The organism is Halosimplex carlsbadense 2-9-1 (genome assembly GCF_000337455.1).
Taxonomy (GTDB): domain Archaea; phylum Halobacteriota; class Halobacteria; order Halobacteriales; family Haloarculaceae; genus Halosimplex; species Halosimplex carlsbadense.
Genome location: NZ_AOIU01000049.1, coordinates 83223 through 102993, shown reverse-complemented (window position 1 = coordinate 102993; position 19771 = coordinate 83223). Strand labels below are relative to the sequence as shown.

Here is a 19771-nt window from a genome sequence, read left to right as displayed (position 1 = left end):
CAGTCTCGAAGTATCGGAAGAATGGATACGAAAGACTGGCTCCAACGGCATCAGGTCGCCGTCTACGCGGTCGCGGTCATGCTGGCGATTGGGGTCGGAGTGGGCCGTCCGGATTCGGCTTCATTCATCGAACAACTCATTGACCCCGTCCTGGCGGTTCTCCTATACGTGACCTTTCTCGAAATCCCATTCGTTCGGCTTCGTCGTGCGTTTACCAACGGACGATTCATGGCAGCGGCTCTCGGGATGAACTTCCTCATCGTCCCTGTCGTCGTCTGGGGTCTTACTCGATTTCTCCCCCAAGAACCAGTAATACTCGTCGGCGCGTTCATGGTTCTTCTGACACCGTGTATCGACTATGTCATCACCTTCACTGAACTCGCAGGCGGCAACTCCGAGCAGGTCACCGCCGCGACGCCAGCCCTGATGCTTCTCCAACTACTGTTGCTCCCGGTGTATCTCTGGCTGTTCATGGGGTCGCAAGTCGCTGAGGTCATCGAACCGGGACCATTCATCGAGGCGTTTCTGATAATCATCGCACTTCCGTTGACGCTCGCGTGGCTTACCGAGGTGGGGGCAGAACGGTCTCCCAAGGGCGAGTATTGGCAAGAGACAATGGGATGGCTACCTGTCCCGATGATGGGTGTGACGCTGTTCATCGTCATTGCCTCCCAACTTCCACGGGTGCAGGACTCCATCGGCCAGATTATAGCCGTCGTCCCGGTGTATATCGCGTTTCTCGTCATTATGCCCATACTCGGGAGACTGGCGGCTGGCCTGTTCCAGATGGACGTTGGCGAGAGTCGGGCCCTCGTGTTTACTTCTGTCACCCGAAACTCGCTGGTCGTCCTCCCGTTGGCGCTGGCACTCCCATCAGGCTACGGGCTGGCTCCCGCCGTTGTCGTGACACAGACGCTCGTCGAACTGACGGGGATGGTCGTTCTCACGCGGGTGGTTCCGGCATGGCTTCTACCGGAGCGCCCGACGCCGATTTCACTTCCCGACAGAGTACGAGGTGATTGAGCCTTCACACTCTTGCCGCTACGCCTGCAACAACAGAGTATGAAACTCGCATTCGTCTGTGTTGGGAACGCCGGACGGAGCCAGATGGCGACGGCCTTCGCAGAACGTGAACGAGATGAGCGAGGGACAGACGTTGAGATCGTCACGGGAGGCGTCAATCCGGCCAACAGCGTCCACGACGAGGTTGTCGGAGTTTTGAAGGAAGAAGGCATCGACATCAGCGACCGAACGCCGCGAGAAATCACGCCAGCCGATATTGAAGACGCTGATTACGTCGTTACTATGGGATGTTCTGTAGACCAGTTCCGCCCCGAAGGATGGGAAGGAGAAGCACGCCAATGGAACTTGGAAGCATCTGGGGGCGAAACAGTAGCATCATATCGTCCAGTTAGAGATGAGATCCGTGAGCAGGTCAAGCGGTTTTTTGACGAGATAGGAGGGACGACTCCGGCGGAGTGATCTCTCCGTCAAATATATCTTGCACTGTCTTACCAGTTAGTGGATAGTTCAGAGTGTTTCGCGTTACATCGTTGGCCTGTACTGAGCAATTGGGCACGCGGCGAAGGCTATGAGAACTGTTCTATAGCGCCATAGAATCAAGCAGTAGCTCCGTCTGGAGTGAATTCACTTGTATATGTTATAGAGGGAAGGCACATCACATCATATCGACGAAAGAGGTGACGATCTGCGATGCCTCCATTCGATCTCGATCCGGTCGCCGACAGTCACTGAGTTCTCCGATGTCCACCCGTATGGTACCTCGAGGACGTACTTCGCCACGCCGGTGTATTCAGTGTACGGCGGCTCCTCGATCGGGGTGTGATGAATCGTTGTGATTTCTCCCTCGGTGTTGATGAAGACGATATCGATTGGGAAGGCCATCTCTCGCATCACGTAGCTGTGCTGTCCNGTGATGAATCGTTGTGATTTCTCCCTCGGTGTTGATGAAGACGATATCGATTGGGAAGGCCATCTCTCGCATCACGTAGCTGTGCTGTCCCTGTTTCGGATGTGCGAAGAACAGGCCCTCTCCGGGTTCGAGAGACTCTGAATCGCTTAGACCGACGTATCGTTCGTGCCACGTTCCTGCTACTTCCCGCTCACTTGAGCGAGCGGTGCTCCATTCGCGTCGGCGATGGTTGCGGTAGCATGATCGGGGATACTGAGGTCGAGATAGACCTCGTGGCTGACGACTCCGGCCATCGGGCCGAGGAGTACGAGGGCTAGGATTGATACACGCCGAACAGTAAGAGCTTCGCGGAAGGCCGAGATATGCTTCCTCTGGGACCTTTGTCCTATTCTGAGTTCTTCGGGAATCACAGTATGACCCCAGCGAATACCCCGACCACGTTCCCGCCAATACTCGCACCGACCAGTACGAGGCCCATCGTCGCTGCACGGCGACCTCCTGTCCCGGCTATCGAGCCTGGTTTCCCGAACGCCCAGAGCGTGACGCCGACGATGAAGACCGCCAGCCCTAAACTGTGAAGAACTCCACTCAGGGCGGTCGAGAGAAGGGTGAGATCGTTCAATCCGGTTCCGGTGATAGCCCCGTAGGGCCAATCCGAGGGGAGGAACTCAGTCCCCAGAATGAATCGCAGCACCTCGTAGATCACGTCGACGCTGATGATTAAGAGGTATCCGAAGGTGCCTCCGATAGCCATCCCCCGAAACCGAGCGAGGCGCTGTGGGTTATCCGAGGCTGTCGCCCACCCGATAACGCCGATGACGATCGCGATTAGCGTCCCGTATCGACCGGCGACGTCGGCCAGCTCGTAGAGAGCGAATGCGGGGTCGATTAACCCAGCAGGATCAGACATGAGTGTCCTCGATTAGCTCAGTGGAGAGCTGCTGCATCGGAGTTCTCACGCTCCTCTCCTCGATGCTTTGTGCCGCCGGACCCACCAGAGAGCGAAGAGTCCGAGAGCGATCCACTCGACAACGAGAAGCGTGTTGTTGATAGAGGCGGCTAGGTACTCCCCGATCGTCCCGACTGGTGCGAAAACCTCGGCGGACACAGGTGGAACGTAGTATAACTGGTCTTCACCGTAGAACGGTTCGCCAGGGGTATACCAGACATCGCCCTCGTAGATGACCCGAGCTAGATAGCCGTCATAGGTGAACGTCACTTCTCCGTCAGAGTCAGTTACGTAGGTCCGTTCGGTGCGCGCTGCGACGGTGATTTCACGGCCCTGGATGGGATCATCGCTCGAATCAACCAACCGGACGGTCATCTCGTGTCCCTCGCCATCTGGAGAGGGACTAGAGTCTACGATGGTCAAACTCGCCGTAGCCATCGGCTCAACTGTAAGGGTAGTGGAGCCAACCCCTCCACCGAAGACACTGGTCACATCCATCGAGACGGGTTCGGCTGTGTGGGGGTCACTACTCCTGATGTCGCCGACGAGCCCACTGTAGACGGTGGTTGGATACGCGTTGTCCGTATCGTCTATCCCGTCCGGGAGATCAGTCGCTGGGATCCCCATCGCGGGTGCTGAATCGATATCTTTCCAGAACAGGTACTCCTGATTTCTGAAGGCTTCTGGGTGCTGAATCGTGACGTTAGCAACGCTCACGACCGAGTGATGGATCGCCGGCCAGCGGTCATTGTAGGAATGCGTGACTGGATGTATCTCCAAATCATCCGGATCGCCCGTGCGGACCTGTACCTCTGTGTTCCGCGAGACATCGTAGAAGCGCCACGGGGAGTTGATGGTGACGACCTTCTCGCCGATCACGAGCTCGATTTCTTCCCAGGGGTTCGCTGGGAGATCCTGGTTGCCGGCCCAGAAAATGTTGACGCGGTCTCGGCCTGGGCTGTCAGCGACGAAGACGTCGACCCGGAGGTCCTCTGCATCCCAGGTGGTCACTGTTACCGGCACAGTGTAGTTTCTGGACACGGTGTAGTTTCTCGTCGTCGTACGGTCCCACTCGTTGCAGCGATTGCTCGTGACGCCCCAGTCGGTCCGAATTTCGTTTCTGACGGTGTACTGAGCGGTGAGATTGTAGTCTCCCGGCGGAAAATCCAGAGAGCCTGTCGAACCCGGTTCAAGACTGAGCCAGACTCCGGAGTCCCCGACGTCAATGAAGCTCGAATTCCCGCTGAACCACGGAGCATCTAAGGTGACGTTGGTCACCTCGGCTTCGGAGTCGACGAGTTCGAACTCTGCCCACTGCGTTTTCGGGTATTGGTGTGTTTCTGTATACTCCTCTTCGGTCCAGTTCCCGGTGGTCTCGTTGAGGACTAAGCGAGTATGGGTGTGCGTCCTGGTACAGGTCCGGTCGCGGCTGAAGTCCTCCGGGACGACGGCTCGGTAGTCGTGAGGCACGTACGCGGCGATGATGACGTCTCCGACCACGTAGCGACCGCGATACCAAGCACCATCTGCGACATTCGCGACGCCGACCCAAGCGTCGTTCACGGTATCAGCGTTGCCTCGCCCGAAGCGGAGTGGAACCGATGCTCCACTGAACGTCGGGAAGAGCTCCGTCCCGTGGTTCATCGGAACTGCTGCCCGTGTGGGATCGTCCGAGTATGCACGGTACTGCTCGGTCACGTGGTTTACCCGAGCGATGGTCGACTCCGTCTCGACGTCGTGGACGAGGGCCTCGTCGGGGTTGGCGAGTTCTGGTTCCTCTGCCGTCGAGTTCCAGGTCACTTCCGCATTGTAGACGGGTCTCCAGTCTCCGTACTGGTTCGTCGTCCGGACGAACCATTCCCCCGAATTGTCTGGTGGCCCGTCGTAGGCGTTGAGCTCGTGAACCCTCCAGAAGCTGATTTTTGATCCGGCGGGATTCCATTCTGAATACGGTACCCATTGGTCGGCATACGGGACGTGTTCGAGTTCGGAGGCCTGTGTACGATAGAGGTCAGTCGTAGCTGCGTAGCGAAGCACTTGCGAGGGATCGTGCGCAGTAACACCGAGGGAGACGGGTTCATACGGGAAATCCGACTCAAAGTAGCCACCGTAGCTGACGTCACCCGGGTCGAGGTCCTCGTCATTACTCGCGAGCACGCGATAGGTTTCCTCGTAGGTACGGTCGTCTCCAGGGCTCGCGGTCGGAACGGTATAGAGAGGTCCAATGTCGTCGGCCGAAACGACCGCCGAAAACGAACCGAGGATGAGCATTACCGAAACAACCGATGCCACGAAGATATCGACGCACTGCGACCGGTTCCTGGCCCCCATTCCAACGACCGACTTCAGGAGAGCTGTAGACCTTGGTTCGAGCTGCGCTCCAACGTTCCGAAGAAGCGGGAGAATACGTCCCGCTCTCTTCCAGACGTTGGCTCCTCTTCTCCGCCCACCTGACTCACCCATTGAGGACATATGCGATCAGGTTCTGGAGCGGGACGAATGCGATTCCAAAGACAGTGAGAAACAGGCCGCTTACTGCGAATTGGAAGCTCCGCCGACGGCCGCGGAGACTAGGACTCATGAAATACCCGATCGTTCCGAGGATCAAGACGACGAGGCCGAGTTTTTTCATAGTCATTCCGACCCAGGCGGGAACCTGGACTGCATCGAGGAGGTCACTCGATAGTCCCGATTGAAGCGGGATATCGACAGACTGTGCAAGGGCTACGTCGAGAAGCCACAGTGTATCGAGTTCGGTGTGAGTGATCGACCCACCGATAGGGACGAACACCCCACCAATCTCGAGAATTTCTGGTGTGAACATAGGAGGTGGTTCCATCGCATTTCTACTTTGGCGATGGCTGAGCTATCCGGAAAATCGGTGTCTGAACCCATATACACTCCAAAATTGAAACGGTTGTAAGTGTTTCAAATGTTCTAATTCTGGAAAGTGCTTATCCCACACTGGCGTATCCAGCGCCGATGGAAAGCCCTGAGCAAAACCACTGTTCTGTTCGAACAGATGGTTTCTCGCGTTTCCAATTGGTGGAATACGTGGTAGCGGACCCCCTTTCAGGGGCATCTACCCACTCTCCTCGATTGGCGAGTCTTGCTCGGGAGTTCTTTCCCACTCAGGCCTACAGAGGACACCCTCCTATGCACGAAATCCAGATTGACTGGCACTCCAGAGAAGAATACGAACGCCTTCGGGATCTCCGAGACAGGCACGGGCTGCTATGGCGAGGAGTCCTTCTAGAGGGCGCAAAAAACGCTGAGAGCTTGGATCTGCTCCAGGCACTCTTCGAACTCAACCCCGAACTCGCGAACCAGAACACTCCGGGCGAATACGAGGGCATGGCGCCCGAACGCGTCTCCCTTCGTTCGGAACTGCGTGAACAGACGGCAGAACGGAGTAACTCCGACCATGATCTCGGTAGCAGGCCGTCTGACGAGGAAGAAACTGACACCGTCTCTGCGGAAGAGACTCGATCGAGTTCAGGTATCGGGCAAACTGAAATCGAGCAGCCGGATCCTGAGGTCGAATCAGAACACTCCCGAAAACGGCTGTATCGACGGTGGGACGAACAAGCGGACGATTGTCGGGATAGAGACCCGGTCCGGTCTGCAGCATTACCCCCTCGCGTAGAAGACCCTCAGACCGGAGGGGTAGAACCCCAAGGTAGCGAAGATCCGGTCGATCCTTACTGCGATTACGACCAGTACGCACTCGAAACCAACGAGGGTGATATCGCGTGAGTGCGCACAGAACTCGGATCAAGATCGCTGACAGCGACCAGTACGCGTGGTTGGACGCTGTTCGAGACGATCTCGGGTTGACCTGGCGGGGGCTAATGCTCAAAGCCGAACAGCGATTGCTGGTTTCCGAGCAGGGCTGGCTGCAGGAGCCCACCGCGGGTTGCGGCGATAGGACCGCTGAAAGTCAACCAGACGTGGCCGGTGAACAGCGATGACGCAGGACATCCCGATGGCCTCCCACCTGTTAGCCTCGAAGGTTCTGGGCGTCTCAGCTCGCAAACTCGCCGAGTCGATGGGGCCACCCGTCGTCCCATGCTTGATTCTCTACGCTATCGGACTCCCGCTGATCATCACCCTCCCGCTAGTCGTGGTCGGTGTCCTCATCGGCGCGGTGATTTACAAGCAGACTCCACCGGGTCAACAGCCGCTCCGATTCGCCGGCGCACTCCTCCGGCACTACCGGGGGCAGACGCACTACATCTGGAAACCTCCCGAGGAGGGGGAAAACGGACTCGTGACCAGCTCTCCGGAAGATGTCTGGCTCACAGTAGTGGACAGCGAAGACGCTGAATCGGCCGGAGGAACCACTACTTCGAATCCCGATCCGCTCGGACTGGATGAGGACCTCGTTACTCTCGATGGGCCCGCTGGGACTGGGGATGCATAGATGAGTGAATTCCACTCAACGGGGTCGACGCTCGATCTCATGGACTTCAAAAACGTCCGTGATGGCGGCATCGTCGAAACTCCGACGAGTTACGCGATGCTGATCAAAGTCGAGCCTCGTGACTGGCTTATCCTCTCCGAAGAGCGTCGCGAAAGCTTGTACGTGTCCTTCCTGACGTACTTACGGGGGTTGAAGTTCCCGACGCAGATCCTCTCGATGACGACGGTCTACGATCCGGAGCCGTATCTCAGCCGATTCGAGGGGTACGACGACCCAGTTATCGGACCAAACGACAGACAGCAGGATGACGACGACTCCCTCGACGAATCACCGCTTCTGGACTACGGACGCTACTATCACGCTCAGTGGCTTCGGAACATCATCGAGGTTGCTGAGATTCGCGACCGGGACTTCTACGTCGCGGTCTCAGTCCCGAAGAACGAGGACTTCGACGACGGTTTTATGGACACCGTTCGTTCGATGCTTCCTGGCGGTGGGGAGGAGATCGTCGAGGACGAACCAGCGTTCCTCGAAGAGGTCCAGGCACGCGCCCAGCGCGTCGCTTCGAAGCTCCCCCAGACGCAGGTGACGACGACAATCCTCGACACCAGGGCGTCGGTTCTCGAAGTTCTGTACGAGGTCTACCACGGTGAAAAACCGCCAATCTCGTTCACACAAGGAGCGTTCATTGGACCAGATGAGGACGCTGCTGCGATCGACGCTGAAGAAGCAGCTACTGACGAGGACGAGCAAGATGTCGACTCGGAAGAGACGTTCGAGCGCGTCTCTGAGACCTATCCTGAACCTGAGCTGGATTCCGACATAGACCCGCTTGTGCCGGTCGAAGAGGGCGGGTATGCACATCCGGACCTCGTAGACAGAGTTTCGAAGGACCGCATCCTCCGCTGGTATGCCCGGAACATCGGTCCTGTCGGATACGGACGTCGTCCGGTTGTTCCAGCGTCGATATACGCGGGCGTACTTCTATCGCTACTGAGTGTCGCCATCGGCCTCGGATCTCTCGGTGCGTTCGTCTGGACGATGGAAGGAGCAACCCGTGGGAGTGACACCTACTGGATGGTTCGTACGGCGGCGTTCGCTGGTGGCATGGCGAGTCTGCCTGCGTTATTTATGAGTCTCATCATTCTCCTTCCCACGGGGAGGGTCGCGAAGATTCTCGGAGGTGTCGGACTCGCTATAGCCGGCGTCGCGACGAAATTCTTTGTCGACGCCTACCCCGCCGATTGGAACTTCTCGAATCCCGAGCTCACCACCTTTACCGTCGAAGTGTACGCCGTCGGTGTTTTCCTCTTGGTCGCTGGGATCGGGTTAGCGGTCCGCTCCCGTCGTCAGCTCGACCTCTCACATCTGGCCTCTGTTGAAGTCGCTCCTGATGGCGGCCAAGAGACCCAGAGCGCCAACCGCGACGACCCCGACGAAGGTGACCAGTCTGGAGCAACGAGAGGTCCCGAATCACGCAGCGATGAAGGCGTCTCAGATGACGACAGTAGCGGGACAGAAGCCATCGAACAGGCAGCATCGGAATCTACCGAGGAGACGGACGCTGGGGCGGGCGCGGATGAGGAGCGGATCTGAGGACACATGAACCCATTAGACAAACTATTCGGAACGGATACGCCCGACGAGGAGTCGGAACGAATCCCGATCGACGATCTCTCCGGAGAACAGACGCAGACGGCCATCGACTACCTCGAACTTCTGGATCAAGAAGCTACTCGGCGGAATATCGAGTGGGCAGCCTATCAGCTCCAGTCAGACGAGTTACCGCTCGTTTCAGCTGTCGAATCTCTCGAAGAACGCGAGAATCTCGACAAGAAACTCGTCGCGCCTCGCGCGATGGATCGACACCCAGAATTCCAGGTTCGGGACGAAAGACTGAGTCAAATCCTGACGGTTACCGGGTTCCCGCGAAAAGTGGGATTGGGTTGGCTCGTCCCGCTCACCCTGGCGGACGTCAACCTCCGGCTTTCGCTCCACATTAACCCTCGAGACCCCGCGAAGGTTCGCAAGCAACTCCAACGCCGCTATACGCAAACCACGACTGCCCTTACGCTCAAGTCTCGAAAAGGGAGAACCGATACGCACCAGGATGAACTCGAGCGCGATGACCTCCTGCGAATCCTGCAGGACGTAATCAGAGGAACGACCAAAATCTACGACATCGCGATCTATATCGAACTCGTTGCGGACTCTCGGGACGAGCTAGAGGCGATGCGCGAGCGGGTCGACAGTATACTGGCAGAACAGGACGTCGAGACGACCGTCCTGCGCCACCAGCAGATCGACGCTAACGGGAGTATCGTCCCGCTCGCGACAGACACAATCAAGAACGTCCACCCCATCCAGCTCGAAGCTCTGGGGACGCTGTTTAACCTCGTCGAGCCACCGATCTACGACGATGAAGGTATTCTTCTGGGGTTCGACGATACCTCGCGTCCGGTCATCCTGGACCGCTATGCTCACTCCGGATTCGGTGCCGTGATCTCCGGGAAGACAGGATCAGGGAAGAGCTACGCCCGGAAGCTAGAAATCTATCGACGTCTGCTTGCGGAACCTGATGTACAATGCGTGCTGTTCGACCCCGCGGGCGACGACTATCCGTTCTTCGCGGAAAAACTGGGAGGAGAGGTGATCCGGTTCGGTGGGGCTCAGAAGGTCAACCCGATGGATATCGAGCCACCTGCAGAGGGAGTCGGTGCGAGTGAGGATACGTATCCACTCACGGTTCGGTCTGTCGTCGAGATGCTCAATACTCACTACGAAGAACGCGGGGGACTCCCAGCAGCTGAAGAGGGGATGGCGATCCAGGCAGCCCACTATGCGTACCTCTCCAAGGGGATCGTCCTCGGTGATTACGACACGTACGCGAATGAATCGCCAATCATCGATGACTTGATCCGTGGTGTCCAAGTCATCTCGGCTGGTGGGTTGTTCGAGGCCGTCGAGAAAGGTGTCGCCAGCCCAGCCGAAATCGGCCACTTCCAGGAACTCGGCGTCCTCTCGGAGGACGGAGAGCCCATCACGGATACGCCCGTCTCCGTTCCGAAGGCCGTCTTCACGCCCTCTGACACTCACAGAGAGGTGGCACAGGCGCTCGAGCCGAAGTTTGAGTCGTTCAAGCCTGGCGGCATCAACCACAACCTGAACGGTCAGACGAATCTGGACCTCAACTCCCGACTCGTCGTGATGGACATGAGCTCCTTCGCCGACACGGGTGAGATGCCGTTGATCCTTCACTCCATGCTCCAGTGGGCCTATCTCGAAGCCAAACGCTCCCCAAGCCGCTTCGACGTTACCTTCGACGAGGCTCATTACCTGCTTGGTCGCGCGTCGACGCGCGACCTGATCAACCTCTTCATCCGTCACGCTCGCCACTATGACGCGGGTCTGACGCTGATGAGCCAGACAGCCCACGAATTCCTCCGGACCGAAGAGCGTCGCGAGGTCTACGAAAACTGTGACATCAAGATGCTCTTCTATGCGCAGTCCGTGGCCGACGTGACGAAGGAGTACTTCGACCTCTCGCCTGCCGAAGTGAAATTCCTCCAATCGGCGCCACGGGGCCAGGAGTCCGGCTACTCCGGCTGCCTCCTTTCGACGACGAGACACGGACGACGTCGTCTGGAGGTCCACTCGGGTGAGTTCGAGCATCATGTGATCGACAATAACCTCGACCCGTGGGAGCACATCGAGAAGACGGAGAACGTAATTCGACCTGACCACACCAGTGACTCGACTCCGGACCTCACTGACATGCCGGAGGTGGCGAACCGCGACCTGGATATAGAACTCTCCGGCAAGTTCGCCCAGCAATTCGACGATCTCGGGACGCCATCCTCCGGATCGGATTCTTCCGAAGCGCCAGTGTCCGGTGATCGGTGATGGGACTCGCCGACGCCATCGCTGAGGCGTTCTGGGGGTTCTTCCAACATCTCACTGAGGACATCGCAAACGAGCTGTCGACGGCGCTGACTGACGAGCTAATCAAAGGTCTCCTCCGGATTCCGAATCCCTACGATTCAGCAAACGCGGGTGCCGCTTGGGACGGCGTCTTCGAGATCTCGATGGTCCTTCTTCCTATCGCTATCGCCGTCTCCCTCATCGCTTGGCCGTTCAGCGAAGACCGTGAAGGGGGCCTCATGGAGATGGCCGTTCGCGTCGTGATGGTGATCTTCTTCGTCGGGATCTCCCAGCCTGCATGGGGGTTCGCGATTGACGCGACGAACGCTGTGACGGTCGCGATCCTGGACCTCGACCCAGACCCAGGTTCGCTCAACTACGGATACGGGAACGATCTCACGGGGGCAAGTCTAACGACGACTTCGTTCGCTTTGGAGTTCATCGTCTCAGTTGTCTCCGCGATCTTGGCGCTGCTTGCGTTGCTCCTGTCCATATTCTTCCTCCTCCTTCGGTGGTTTATGGTCTGGATGGCGTTTATCGGAACTCCGTTCTTTGCGGTCATCTGGTTCCTGGGCCGTGGTCCGCTCAAGGCGGCCGGAGACGTCGGAGCGACGTTCTTGCGGATGGGACTGTTTTCGCTGCTTGGCGGCCCGATCATTGCGATCGTCGTCTTGACCTTCCAGGTCCTCGAACAAGGCGGAATCCTGCAAACGATAGGAAACGGCGCTATCGGAAATGTCGGGCTCCAGTTTGCGGAGCTCGTCCTTATCCTCATGTTCCCGATCGTCTTGATCATTACCGTCTGGAAGATGGTCTCCTGGGCTGGACAGCCCTTGGGCGTTGGTGAGGCCGCTTCTAAAGCCACGATTGCGGTAGCTGCTCTCGCCGGCGCGGCCGTTACTGGTGGTGTCGGTGGTGCTGCGATCGCTGGTGGTGGAGGTAGTGGCGGCGGTGCAGCTGCTGGCAGTGGAAGCGCGGCAGCTAGTGGCGGTGCTGGTGGGGCCAGTGGTGCCGCAGGCGCTAGTAGCGGTGCAGGGGCGTCAGGTGCGGCTGGAGCATCTGGTAGTGGAGCAGCGAGCGCGACTCCCGGAGCTGGCGGTTCTGGGCTGGCGAACCGCTTAGCAAGTCCGATGAAAGGTGCTGCGTCCAAAGCGATGAACCGGGGGGCACAGAAGATGCCTGGGAGCGGGACTGTCAAGAAGACAGTCGAGAACGCCCGAAAGAGATTGGATACCGGTACCGCTCGGTCGAATCTCGACGGGGCGAGAGAAGTGGCCTCTCAGGTTCAGGCGAAAAGCGAATTCGTCACGAAGGCGGTTAACGAACAGACGCTGGACCTGGATCAGGCGAACGATTACGAGATCCTCCCTGAGTCGCCTGCGGAGAGCTCAGAGGCCGACGTCTACACGGACCGAGAGACGGGGGCAACGATGGCGTCTTACCAGGGGGAGAGCGGTCAGGAACACCAGGTGAACCTTTCTGAAGCGGTCCAAAGGGCCGGCTCCGAGAAACAGGAAGCAGATGCGGACGTCGCTGCAAAGGAGTCTACACTCGATAGACTCGAAAAGGCCCATACAGCGGCTCACTACGGGAAAGAAGGTGTGAAAACGAGTACTACGGTAGGGGCTCGAGCAGGTTCGACTGCGGTCCGTACTGGAACTGGTGCGCTCGTCGGTGGCGCCAGTGGAAATTCCTACCTCGCGTATTCGATCGGTCAAAACGCCGCAAAGCCGCTGATTGGCCCGAGCGGGGGCAGCACTGGCCGCTCCCGAAGTCCAAACCACACTCTCGACGAGTTCGGAATGGTCGCTTCAGGACAAGCTGGTGCGGCGAACAGTGATCTCGTGAATGGAGGCGAGAAATAGCGCCCCAACGGGCAACGGAGCCTCACATCACAGGAATATCCCTGATATCGGCCAGTACACACCTCTCTACGCGAGTTTAAATATCAACACAGCGTAGACTGAACATCACACGAATCTCTACGCTCGGTGCGTTGTAGTACGAGACCGACACCCGAGAAGACGCCTACAAGAAAGCCCTCAACGCCCTCATGTCACTAATCGCCTCCACAGCACTCTATCTGATCGCCGACTACGCGTATCTAAACTTCAAAGAGAAAGTCCATCTCGACGAGTACGGTCGCTGGGGACGGGCCACCGAAGCTCTGGGTATTACTGCGGTCGTCGCTATCTGGGGCTGGTGGGCGGCTCCACAGGGATTCAATTCAGAGCTGTCGGGCATGGGGGGATTCTTCATCTATGGCGTCCTCTTCGTCGTTTGCTCGCTCATTCTGCTCTATTTCGGTCATTACATCTTTGCTCCAATTGGTGTGGGGGCTGTCTTGTCTACTATCGTAGTCGCTCTTGGCACCCTCGTATCGATGGGACTCGTCAGTTCCAGCCCTGAGGAGATCCCCGCTTTCGTTGGGCCCTTCTTCGTTGCTGCAACGGTTGGCTGTCAGTTCTTCGGCGCGTATCTTGTGTCTGCACTCTTCGCTTTTGCAGAAACCGACACCGAAGAACCCGACCCCGTCTCCGCTGGACTTCCCGCCACGGACTCGTCGGATCAGTCCGCTACGCCCTCCCTCCAAACGGGAACTCCGGAAAATCACCACCTCGACGAAACCGCATCTCACAACCGGTCTGTATCACCTGTCGGAGCGCCGGATCACCGGCCTTCTTCGGCCGCTCTCGATCGGTATTCCTACGATTGGCAGTACTCGAACACCGAATTCGCCGATATCGGTGGCTACTACGAAATCAAGAGTGAGTTACATTCCAAGGTGATCGAACCGATCCGGTCGGCCGGAGCTGACGACGACCGCTTCTCTCGGTTCGGGATCGAACCTGCTCGAGGCATCATGTTCTACGGTCCTCCTGGCACAGGAAAGACGATGTTTGCTCGGGCACTCGCTGGGGAGTTGAGTGCTCCTTTCCTCGAGCTCTCGCCTGGTGATGTCACGAGCCGCTGGATCAACGCGAGCAGCGAGCAGATCAGGGCGCTATTCGATGAAGCGGATTCGATCGGGCAATGTGTTATCTTTCTCGACGAGGCTGAGCACCTGTTCGGCGCACGGGACGTCTCTGACCGTAGCTCCCACGTCGAGGACAGGAAGGTGACCTCCGAATTCCTTGTACAGTTGAGTCGTGAGGGCCGAGAGGCAATCGTCATATCGGCGACGAACCGACCAGGAGATATCGATCCCGCCGTCCTCCGGCCCGGTCGTCTCGCCACTCACTTCGAGATTGACCTGCCTGATGAAGAGACCAGACACGCTATCTTGGAGATCCATCTCGCTGGAGTACCCTCGTCGCTGTCCGGAGAGGAACTCGCTGCTCTTGGGGCTCAAACTAGAGGGCTCACCGGAGCTGAACTCGAAGAACTCGTACTCGAGGCACGACGGAACGCAGCCACCCGGGATGCCGAGACGATAACTCGCGAAGACTTTCCTTCGGGGGATAGACTCGCTGAGGAGTCCGAGTCGAACCAATCGCAGACATCTTCTCTTCCGAACTTCGGCGATCAGAGTCGAGGATATCAGTAGCCTCGCGAATTCGCTCCGGACTATATGGATTATCCGTATAACACGGATGGCTGACCTCATGATTTGCTTCAGAACCGTTCGGTGAAGGCTCTGTAGCGTCGGACAGCATCCACCTACGCTACAAGTAGGAACAATACTGGTGTAGCGTAGCGTAGGATATCCGATCACGGATTTTCAGGAAGTCGTACAGGGCCTAATTCCCCACCAGTCGATTCTCCCATCCTCCCCGAGTGGACTTTCGCATCGATAGTGGGTGTGTCCGATTTGGATGTAGGGGTGATGTGTGGGAAAATTCCGTGTTAAGCTTCTGAGACACTGATTCCGATAGCTGATTTATAATTGATCGCGGCGTATCGTTGAACGTCATGAAGTTACTCCGAGGGCCAGACAAAATCCACTATTCACAACTCAAACCGTATCTCGCAGCCGTAGACCATCTCGTGGAGCTGAAAGCCGAGTCTGTACAGCCAGGCACGGCAAAAGCGGAGACGCGTTCTGAGTAATGTTCGGTCGTGGCTCTGGAGTGAGCGCTCGATGGGATGACCCGGACACCTACGAGGGTAAGTATCCGCCTGACTGGGATTTCCGCCGAAAGGCTGTGTATGAACGGGACAACTACACGTGCCAGTACTGCGGGGTTCGTAGTGGCCCGCATGCCGGCGATGGTGGCGCTGTTCTTCATGCACACCACCAGATCCCTCTAAATCGTGGTGGTGGGAATCACCTTGAGAATCTCGCGACTGTTTGTCAGTCCTGTCATGATCGGGCCCACGGCCACCCTACCGGGCGCAACTACGAGAACCGCGGATACAAAGGCGTCCGTATTCTTCGAAGGACGGGTAACATCTTTATACGCATTATTCGGAGATTCCTATGAAAGGCATCAGATCAGTGGCGGATCGTTGGTACAGCCTTGCTCTATGAGACCGTAATCTAGGTACAGGGAACCGAGTTCAGAAGGCCCGGAGTATCTGCCACGTGAATATGCGGCAGTAGGAGTAATTTCGATTGGTAACACGGAATACTCCTCTCTGGCTTCGATTGAGTCTGACACAACCGAGATCAACTGAATAACCCACGGACTCTTCCCAGAAAGCCGCTCTCTCCGTCGTCATTGGGGGCCTCGCTAATTTCTTCCTGAGTGTCTGTCTTGGCTTCCGTATCAGGCAGATCAACTCCGGCAGGTGGTGTCCCCAACCATCCAACGAATTCCTTTGGAGACTTGATTAACAGGTCTCGGCCACGTTTCTCTACCCGTGCAACTGTAGGAGGATCCCGCATGTAGGTGTAAGTCTCTGTCGACATCTCCTCCGGAAAGGTGACGCGCAGCGTATCTCCCCGGTCCTCAGTAGAAACATCCTCACGTTGGAGCAGATCGTACCACCTGTCTCTCCCGGAGTCATGTTCCTCGTCCGCGGGTCGCCGTGGGAACCAGTCTGGAACGGGTTCGTTGGCGTACTCGTAGATGTCGATCATGACTTCACGGGCGACCCGGAGCGCATCGTCATCGTCAGTCAGCTCAAGATCTCGAGTGAGGAGCTCATGGGTAAACCAGAGGAAGAGGGGGTTCTCTTGATCAATGAGTCGATTTACCTCCGCCTCGCCCTTGTAACTCGTGTCGAAGTTGACGTCGAAATGGAGGATCTTCGCCCTGTTCCGGAACCACTCGTCGGGACGCTTGTCATTGCTGATGAACGCAAATAACGGATAGCTGGCTTCGGAGGTCCAGTTACCCCAGTAGTTCCGGAACGTGTCTAACCGATTGACGGTGTCTTTGGTGATGTCGTCGACGACGACGGGGAATGCCGTGTTAGCAGATCGCATTCCTCGAATCTCTCTCTTTCCTATTTCGTCGGCGTCTACTGGCTGTTTGACGCGGCCGCCACTAATGAGTGATAGCGCGAACTCGGCGAACGTCCCTTTGCCGGCGTCGGATTCTCCGCAAACGTACAAGTTTGGGAGTGCTTTGTCGAGATCGATTCCGTACTGGCTGTAGAAGGCCGCGGTCCGATTAGCAAATGGAGCCCACATCATCCAGAGGAGCGCCTCGGCCATGTGTGCCTTTACGGCGTCTGGATCGTTGCAGTTCCCGTACTTATCAACCGTTTCGAAGTAATCTTGGATACCTTGGAGAGCCGACGCAACTCGGTCGCGATCATCTGGAAGTGGCTGGCCGATTTGATAGACCTTCCCGTCAGCGTGGAACGTCAGGTGGTCGCCGAACTCAACGTCGTTCGGTGTCGCGTTCTGCTCGTCGGATTTGATTCGGGAAACGCGCATCGTGGGGACCTCGAATACGTCACGTTTGTACTGCTGAACGGCCCGCGGAGTAGCTGTTAACGAGTCACCGGAGAGCGACGCATCGAAATCAGTCATCTTCGCTAACGTCTCAATCGCTTCGTCGCTGTGCCCTACAAGTGAGAGATTGATGCGGGTATCCCCCGAGTCACCAGGGTCAAGTTCGGCTACTGATTCCTCGACGTTTTTGGCTTCTTCACCCTGACTGACGTCGTCCATCGAGGCCGCCCGTTCTTCAACGGCTTCTTCAACATCCTCACTGAGGTCGATATCGTCCCCGAGCACGAGATCGACCTTATCAGCCTCTGCCTCAACCCGTTCGTCGAGGCGTCCGTGGAGCTGTCCTACTTCGTCACGGGTTTTGACCTTGCCTTCCGTATAGAGCGTAAGTACCTCTTCACGATCGTCGTCAGTGTTGGCGATACGCTCAGTTAGATCATCGAGGAACGGACCGTTTTTGTTGTACTTCCGATGCTCCTCGTAGAAGTTCTCTAAGTCCGACCAGAGTTCGGTGGCCGTCGACGTTTCGAACACTGCTCCTGCGTTCGCTTGCCGAGTCCACGCATTGCTGGAGAGATTTGGTGAACCAATGATTGCGGTGGCTTCGCGGACCGCTGATAGTTCTGTCTCCTCGGATTCCTCAGCTAGCTGCTCCCCGGACGAATCTTTGTATTCCTCCTCTACTGCCGATTCTACTGTCCCAAGCGTCTGCTGATTAGCCGTTTCGTCCCCAGTTGACGAGTCTGGTGTGTCCGACTCGGCTTCTCGGCGAGAAGAGTCACTGCTTGGGCCGTATTCAATGAGATATACCTTGCTGTGGACTTCTTTGTTCTCACAGAGGTAGATTACGAGCTTTCCGTCGCGTTTCAATTGTTCAAGCCTATCCGCGAGTTCTGGCTTATCGATGAGACGTTCTCGGTAATCGTCGATATCACCAACGACGACTTCCAGATACTCCAGCGTCTCAACTCGGTCGAATAGTTCGAGGATGAATTTCGGCGAGTCGCAGTACGTTACGACCTTCATCCTGGTCGCATCCTCGAAGTACGACGCAAAACGATTGTAGCTCTTGAACAATTCGACTCGACCGCTGTCGTCCCCTCCGAAAGGGAGTTCAAATGATTCCGTCATTTGTAGTGATCTGGTTTTGGTGAGTTGAGATATTTCATGAAGCGGCTTAGTCTACACATATGGGACTCCTTTGAGAAGTTCACCGTTCAGGAGATACCCTTTCCTCGCGTGTTCGGCACATCGGTCCGCGTAGTATGTAGTGATCGGGAGGCGGGTCGATCGACTGATCGACGCAACGTGGGCTTCCGACAGCCAATAGGCCTGCTTGGTCAGCGTGGAGAGGTCTGTCGAACCGTGTCGCTTTACGACGCGGATCGGTTGTGGAGTTCCGGGAAGCCGTTCTGGTTTCCCTGTCGTCGCTAGATAGGCGTGATCGGCGTTTTCCGACTCAAATGCAGTCCCTTTCCGTGCACTCTCGAACCGGTCGCCCGTGTAGGAGGCGATACGCGGATTCCCACTCTTTCGGATCTCGACGAGATCGAACTTTGGGATAAGATCACTGGCCTTTTCGAGTCGTTCTACGAGGGCTTCGAGATCCAGATAGAACTGGCCGTCGCGATGGATGACGACGTGGTTCGGTGTTCCCTCTTCCTCTTCGAGGTAGATGTTCAGGAGATTCTTGATGACGTCGACGATATCGTCAATCTGGAATGTTTCTCCGTTCTGCAGCGACGTCGACTGTGATGCAAGAATAGAGCCATCCCCGAGAACGACGTTTGCGCTCGCACCGACGTGCTGTTCGGTTTCAGCGTCGTAGGTGACGTCGAGTCCGATGAATACGTCGGTATCTCCGGGAACATCGTGAACTCGCCACGGGATGCCACCGCATTTTGCCACGAGTCCAGCAGCGATGTTCCCTAGGTAGTCATCCTCAGAAAGGCTGGAGACCGCGACCATCTGGGAGGGGAGTTTTTTCTGTCCGAACTGTTGTTTGAACTCTGGGTACGGGTCGTCGATATCGGTCTGCTTCTCTATCCAGCCCTCATCCGGTACAACCGCAACGACGCCGTCGAAATCAGTGGCTTGTTCGGCTACCTGGGTATAGTCGAATTCAGAGCCGAGCGCATACGCCTCTCGTTCGATCTTCGTTGGACTCGTCCCGTAGGCGTGGAGCTTCTTGAGGAGAAGCCTGACGAAGTCACTACTCTCGTCTTGGTAGCGCTGTGGATAGAGGAAGAGAAGATCGAATGACGGAGGGGACTGATACACTCCGTGGCGGTCGAGTCCTTTGGCTCCATAAGATGCAGTCTTCCCGTTCTTGAATCGTAGATTTGACCGATTCGCGTCAATCGAAATTTCGTCGTAACAGACGTTGGAAGGACGGGACTCGGGTGTTAGTGCTAACGACGGCGTCGTTCCGACTGATTCGATGAACGACCGAGCTATGCTGAACCGTTCGTTAGGCCGTTTTCGAGATACAGATTGGAACCGTCCGTGGAAGTCTCCGTCGAGGAGTTTCAACTGGTCTAGCGTCGGGACCACAGAGCAATACTCGAGCGCTTGGAGTCCGTCCATCGTCCCATAGTCGATCTGAGCCATGATGGGCTCACTGGCAGCGACCGTCTGTATAGTCTCCTCATTGACGTATCCACGCGTCCGGTGATACTCAGCGATGGAGGACCCCATCTC

16 protein-coding genes are annotated in these 19771 nt (G+C 56.9%); 9 read left to right on the top strand and 7 right to left on the bottom strand.

Annotation, left to right across the window (positions count from 1 at the left end; genetic code table 11):
• Positions 1-21: 21 nt before the first annotated feature.
• Positions 22-1023, top strand: a complete 1002-nt coding sequence (locus C475_RS21965; RefSeq protein WP_006886128.1) for an arsenic resistance protein — start codon at positions 22-24, stop codon at positions 1021-1023.
• A 39-nt stretch (positions 1024-1062) separates the two neighbouring features.
• Positions 1063-1482, top strand: a complete 420-nt coding sequence (locus C475_RS22725; RefSeq protein ID WP_152436590.1) for an arsenate-mycothiol transferase ArsC — start codon at positions 1063-1065, stop codon at positions 1480-1482.
• A 201-nt stretch (positions 1483-1683) separates the two neighbouring features.
• Here C475_RS22725 and C475_RS25225 read toward each other — a convergent pair whose 3' ends face one another.
• The 5 genes from C475_RS25225 to C475_RS21940 all read right to left on the bottom strand — a co-directional run bounded on the left by C475_RS25225 (position 1684) and on the right by C475_RS21940 (position 5706).
• Positions 1684-1905 carry a DUF192 domain-containing protein gene (locus C475_RS25225; protein WP_161625243.1) on the bottom strand — a complete coding sequence of 74 codons (222 nt, stop codon included), beginning with the start codon at positions 1903-1905 and terminating at the stop codon, positions 1684-1686.
• Positions 1814-2392, bottom strand: coding sequence for a DUF192 domain-containing protein (locus C475_RS25400; RefSeq protein ID WP_394295286.1), 579 nt, complete (start codon positions 2390-2392; stop codon positions 1814-1816). Before C475_RS25400 ends, C475_RS25225 begins: the two co-directional genes overlap by 92 nt.
• Positions 2340-2843: a hypothetical protein gene (locus C475_RS21950; RefSeq protein WP_006886126.1), complete on the bottom strand. Its 504-nt coding sequence runs from the start codon at positions 2841-2843 to the stop codon at positions 2340-2342. Before C475_RS21950 ends, C475_RS25400 begins: the two co-directional genes overlap by 53 nt.
• Positions 2844-2888: 45 nt before the next feature.
• Positions 2889-5213, bottom strand: a complete 2325-nt coding sequence (locus C475_RS24565) for an RHS repeat domain-containing protein (protein ID WP_006886125.1) — start codon at positions 5211-5213, stop codon at positions 2889-2891.
• 124 nt (positions 5214-5337) lie between these two features.
• Complete coding sequence (locus C475_RS21940; RefSeq protein ID WP_006886124.1) at positions 5338-5706, bottom strand: hypothetical protein; 369 nt, start codon at positions 5704-5706, stop codon at positions 5338-5340.
• Between the two features lie 332 nt (positions 5707-6038).
• Here C475_RS21940 and C475_RS24560 point away from each other — a divergent pair, with 332 nt between their 5' ends.
• From C475_RS24560 to C475_RS25395, 7 genes are all read left to right on the top strand, one after another.
• On the top strand, positions 6039-6638 hold the full coding sequence (locus C475_RS24560; RefSeq protein WP_152436589.1) for a hypothetical protein: 600 nt from the start codon (positions 6039-6041) through the stop codon (positions 6636-6638).
• Positions 6639-6849: 211 nt separating this feature from the next.
• Positions 6850-7305: a hypothetical protein gene (locus tag C475_RS21935; RefSeq protein ID WP_006886122.1), complete on the top strand. Its 456-nt coding sequence runs from the start codon at positions 6850-6852 to the stop codon at positions 7303-7305.
• Complete coding sequence (locus tag C475_RS21930) at positions 7306-8901, top strand: DUF7139 domain-containing protein (RefSeq protein WP_049931215.1); 1596 nt, start codon at positions 7306-7308, stop codon at positions 8899-8901.
• Positions 8902-8907: 6 nt separating this feature from the next.
• Positions 8908-11208, top strand: coding sequence for a VirB4 family type IV secretion system protein (locus C475_RS21925; protein WP_006886120.1), 2301 nt, complete (start codon positions 8908-8910; stop codon positions 11206-11208).
• A complete protein-coding gene (locus C475_RS21920) occupies positions 11208-13091 on the top strand; it encodes a hypothetical protein (RefSeq protein ID WP_049931212.1) in 1884 nt (627 codons plus the stop codon). Before C475_RS21925 ends, C475_RS21920 begins: the two co-directional genes overlap by 1 nt.
• 188 nt (positions 13092-13279) lie before the next feature.
• Positions 13280-14773 carry an ATP-binding protein gene (locus C475_RS21915; RefSeq protein ID WP_006886118.1) on the top strand — a complete coding sequence of 498 codons (1494 nt, stop codon included), beginning with the start codon at positions 13280-13282 and terminating at the stop codon, positions 14771-14773.
• 502 nt (positions 14774-15275) lie between these two features.
• Positions 15276-15650, top strand: coding sequence for an HNH endonuclease (locus C475_RS25395; RefSeq protein WP_082223409.1), 375 nt, complete (start codon positions 15276-15278; stop codon positions 15648-15650).
• Between the two features lie 185 nt (positions 15651-15835).
• Here the strand turns inward: C475_RS25395 and C475_RS21910 are convergent, their stop codons facing one another.
• The gene (locus C475_RS21910; protein ID WP_235728496.1) at positions 15836-18097 is read right to left on the bottom strand and encodes a tyrosyl-DNA phosphodiesterase; all 2262 of its coding nucleotides are present in this window, start codon (positions 18095-18097) and stop codon (positions 15836-15838) included.
• A 156-nt stretch (positions 18098-18253) separates the two neighbouring features.
• Positions 18254-19768, bottom strand: a complete 1515-nt coding sequence (locus tag C475_RS24770) for a Piwi domain-containing protein (RefSeq protein WP_204366210.1) — start codon at positions 19766-19768, stop codon at positions 18254-18256.
• Positions 19769-19771 lie beyond the last annotated feature (3 nt).

Excerpts from the sequence above, each read along its gene's own strand:
- C475_RS21925 (WP_006886120.1), top strand. The coding sequence starts at position 8,908 with ATGAACCCATTAGACAAACTATTCGGAACGGATACGCCCGACGAGGAG.
- C475_RS21930 (WP_049931215.1), top strand. The coding sequence starts at position 7,306 with ATGAGTGAATTCCACTCAACGGGGTCGACGCTCGATCTCATGGACTTC.
- C475_RS21935 (WP_006886122.1), top strand. The coding sequence starts at position 6,850 with ATGACGCAGGACATCCCGATGGCCTCCCACCTGTTAGCCTCGAAGGTT.
- C475_RS21940 (WP_006886124.1), bottom strand. The coding sequence starts at position 5,706 with ATGTTCACACCAGAAATTCTCGAGATTGGTGGGGTGTTCGTCCCTATC.
- C475_RS21965 (WP_006886128.1), top strand. The coding sequence starts at position 22 with ATGGATACGAAAGACTGGCTCCAACGGCATCAGGTCGCCGTCTACGCG.
- C475_RS24770 (WP_204366210.1), bottom strand. The coding sequence starts at position 19,768 with ATGGGGTCCTCCATCGCTGAGTATCACCGGACGCGTGGATACGTCAAT.
- C475_RS24565 (WP_006886125.1), bottom strand. The coding sequence starts at position 5,213 with ATGGGGGCCAGGAACCGGTCGCAGTGCGTCGATATCTTCGTGGCATCG.
- C475_RS22725 (WP_152436590.1), top strand. The coding sequence starts at position 1,063 with ATGAAACTCGCATTCGTCTGTGTTGGGAACGCCGGACGGAGCCAGATG.
- C475_RS25225 (WP_161625243.1), bottom strand. The coding sequence starts at position 1,905 with ATGGCCTTCCCAATCGATATCGTCTTCATCAACACCGAGGGAGAAATC.
- C475_RS24560 (WP_152436589.1), top strand. The coding sequence starts at position 6,039 with ATGCACGAAATCCAGATTGACTGGCACTCCAGAGAAGAATACGAACGC.
- C475_RS21950 (WP_006886126.1), bottom strand. The coding sequence starts at position 2,843 with ATGTCTGATCCTGCTGGGTTAATCGACCCCGCATTCGCTCTCTACGAG.
- C475_RS25395 (WP_082223409.1), top strand. The coding sequence starts at position 15,276 with ATGTTCGGTCGTGGCTCTGGAGTGAGCGCTCGATGGGATGACCCGGAC.
- C475_RS21915 (WP_006886118.1), top strand. The coding sequence starts at position 13,280 with ATGTCACTAATCGCCTCCACAGCACTCTATCTGATCGCCGACTACGCG.
- C475_RS21920 (WP_049931212.1), top strand. The coding sequence starts at position 11,208 with ATGGGACTCGCCGACGCCATCGCTGAGGCGTTCTGGGGGTTCTTCCAA.
- C475_RS21910 (WP_235728496.1), bottom strand. The coding sequence starts at position 18,097 with ATGAAGGTCGTAACGTACTGCGACTCGCCGAAATTCATCCTCGAACTA.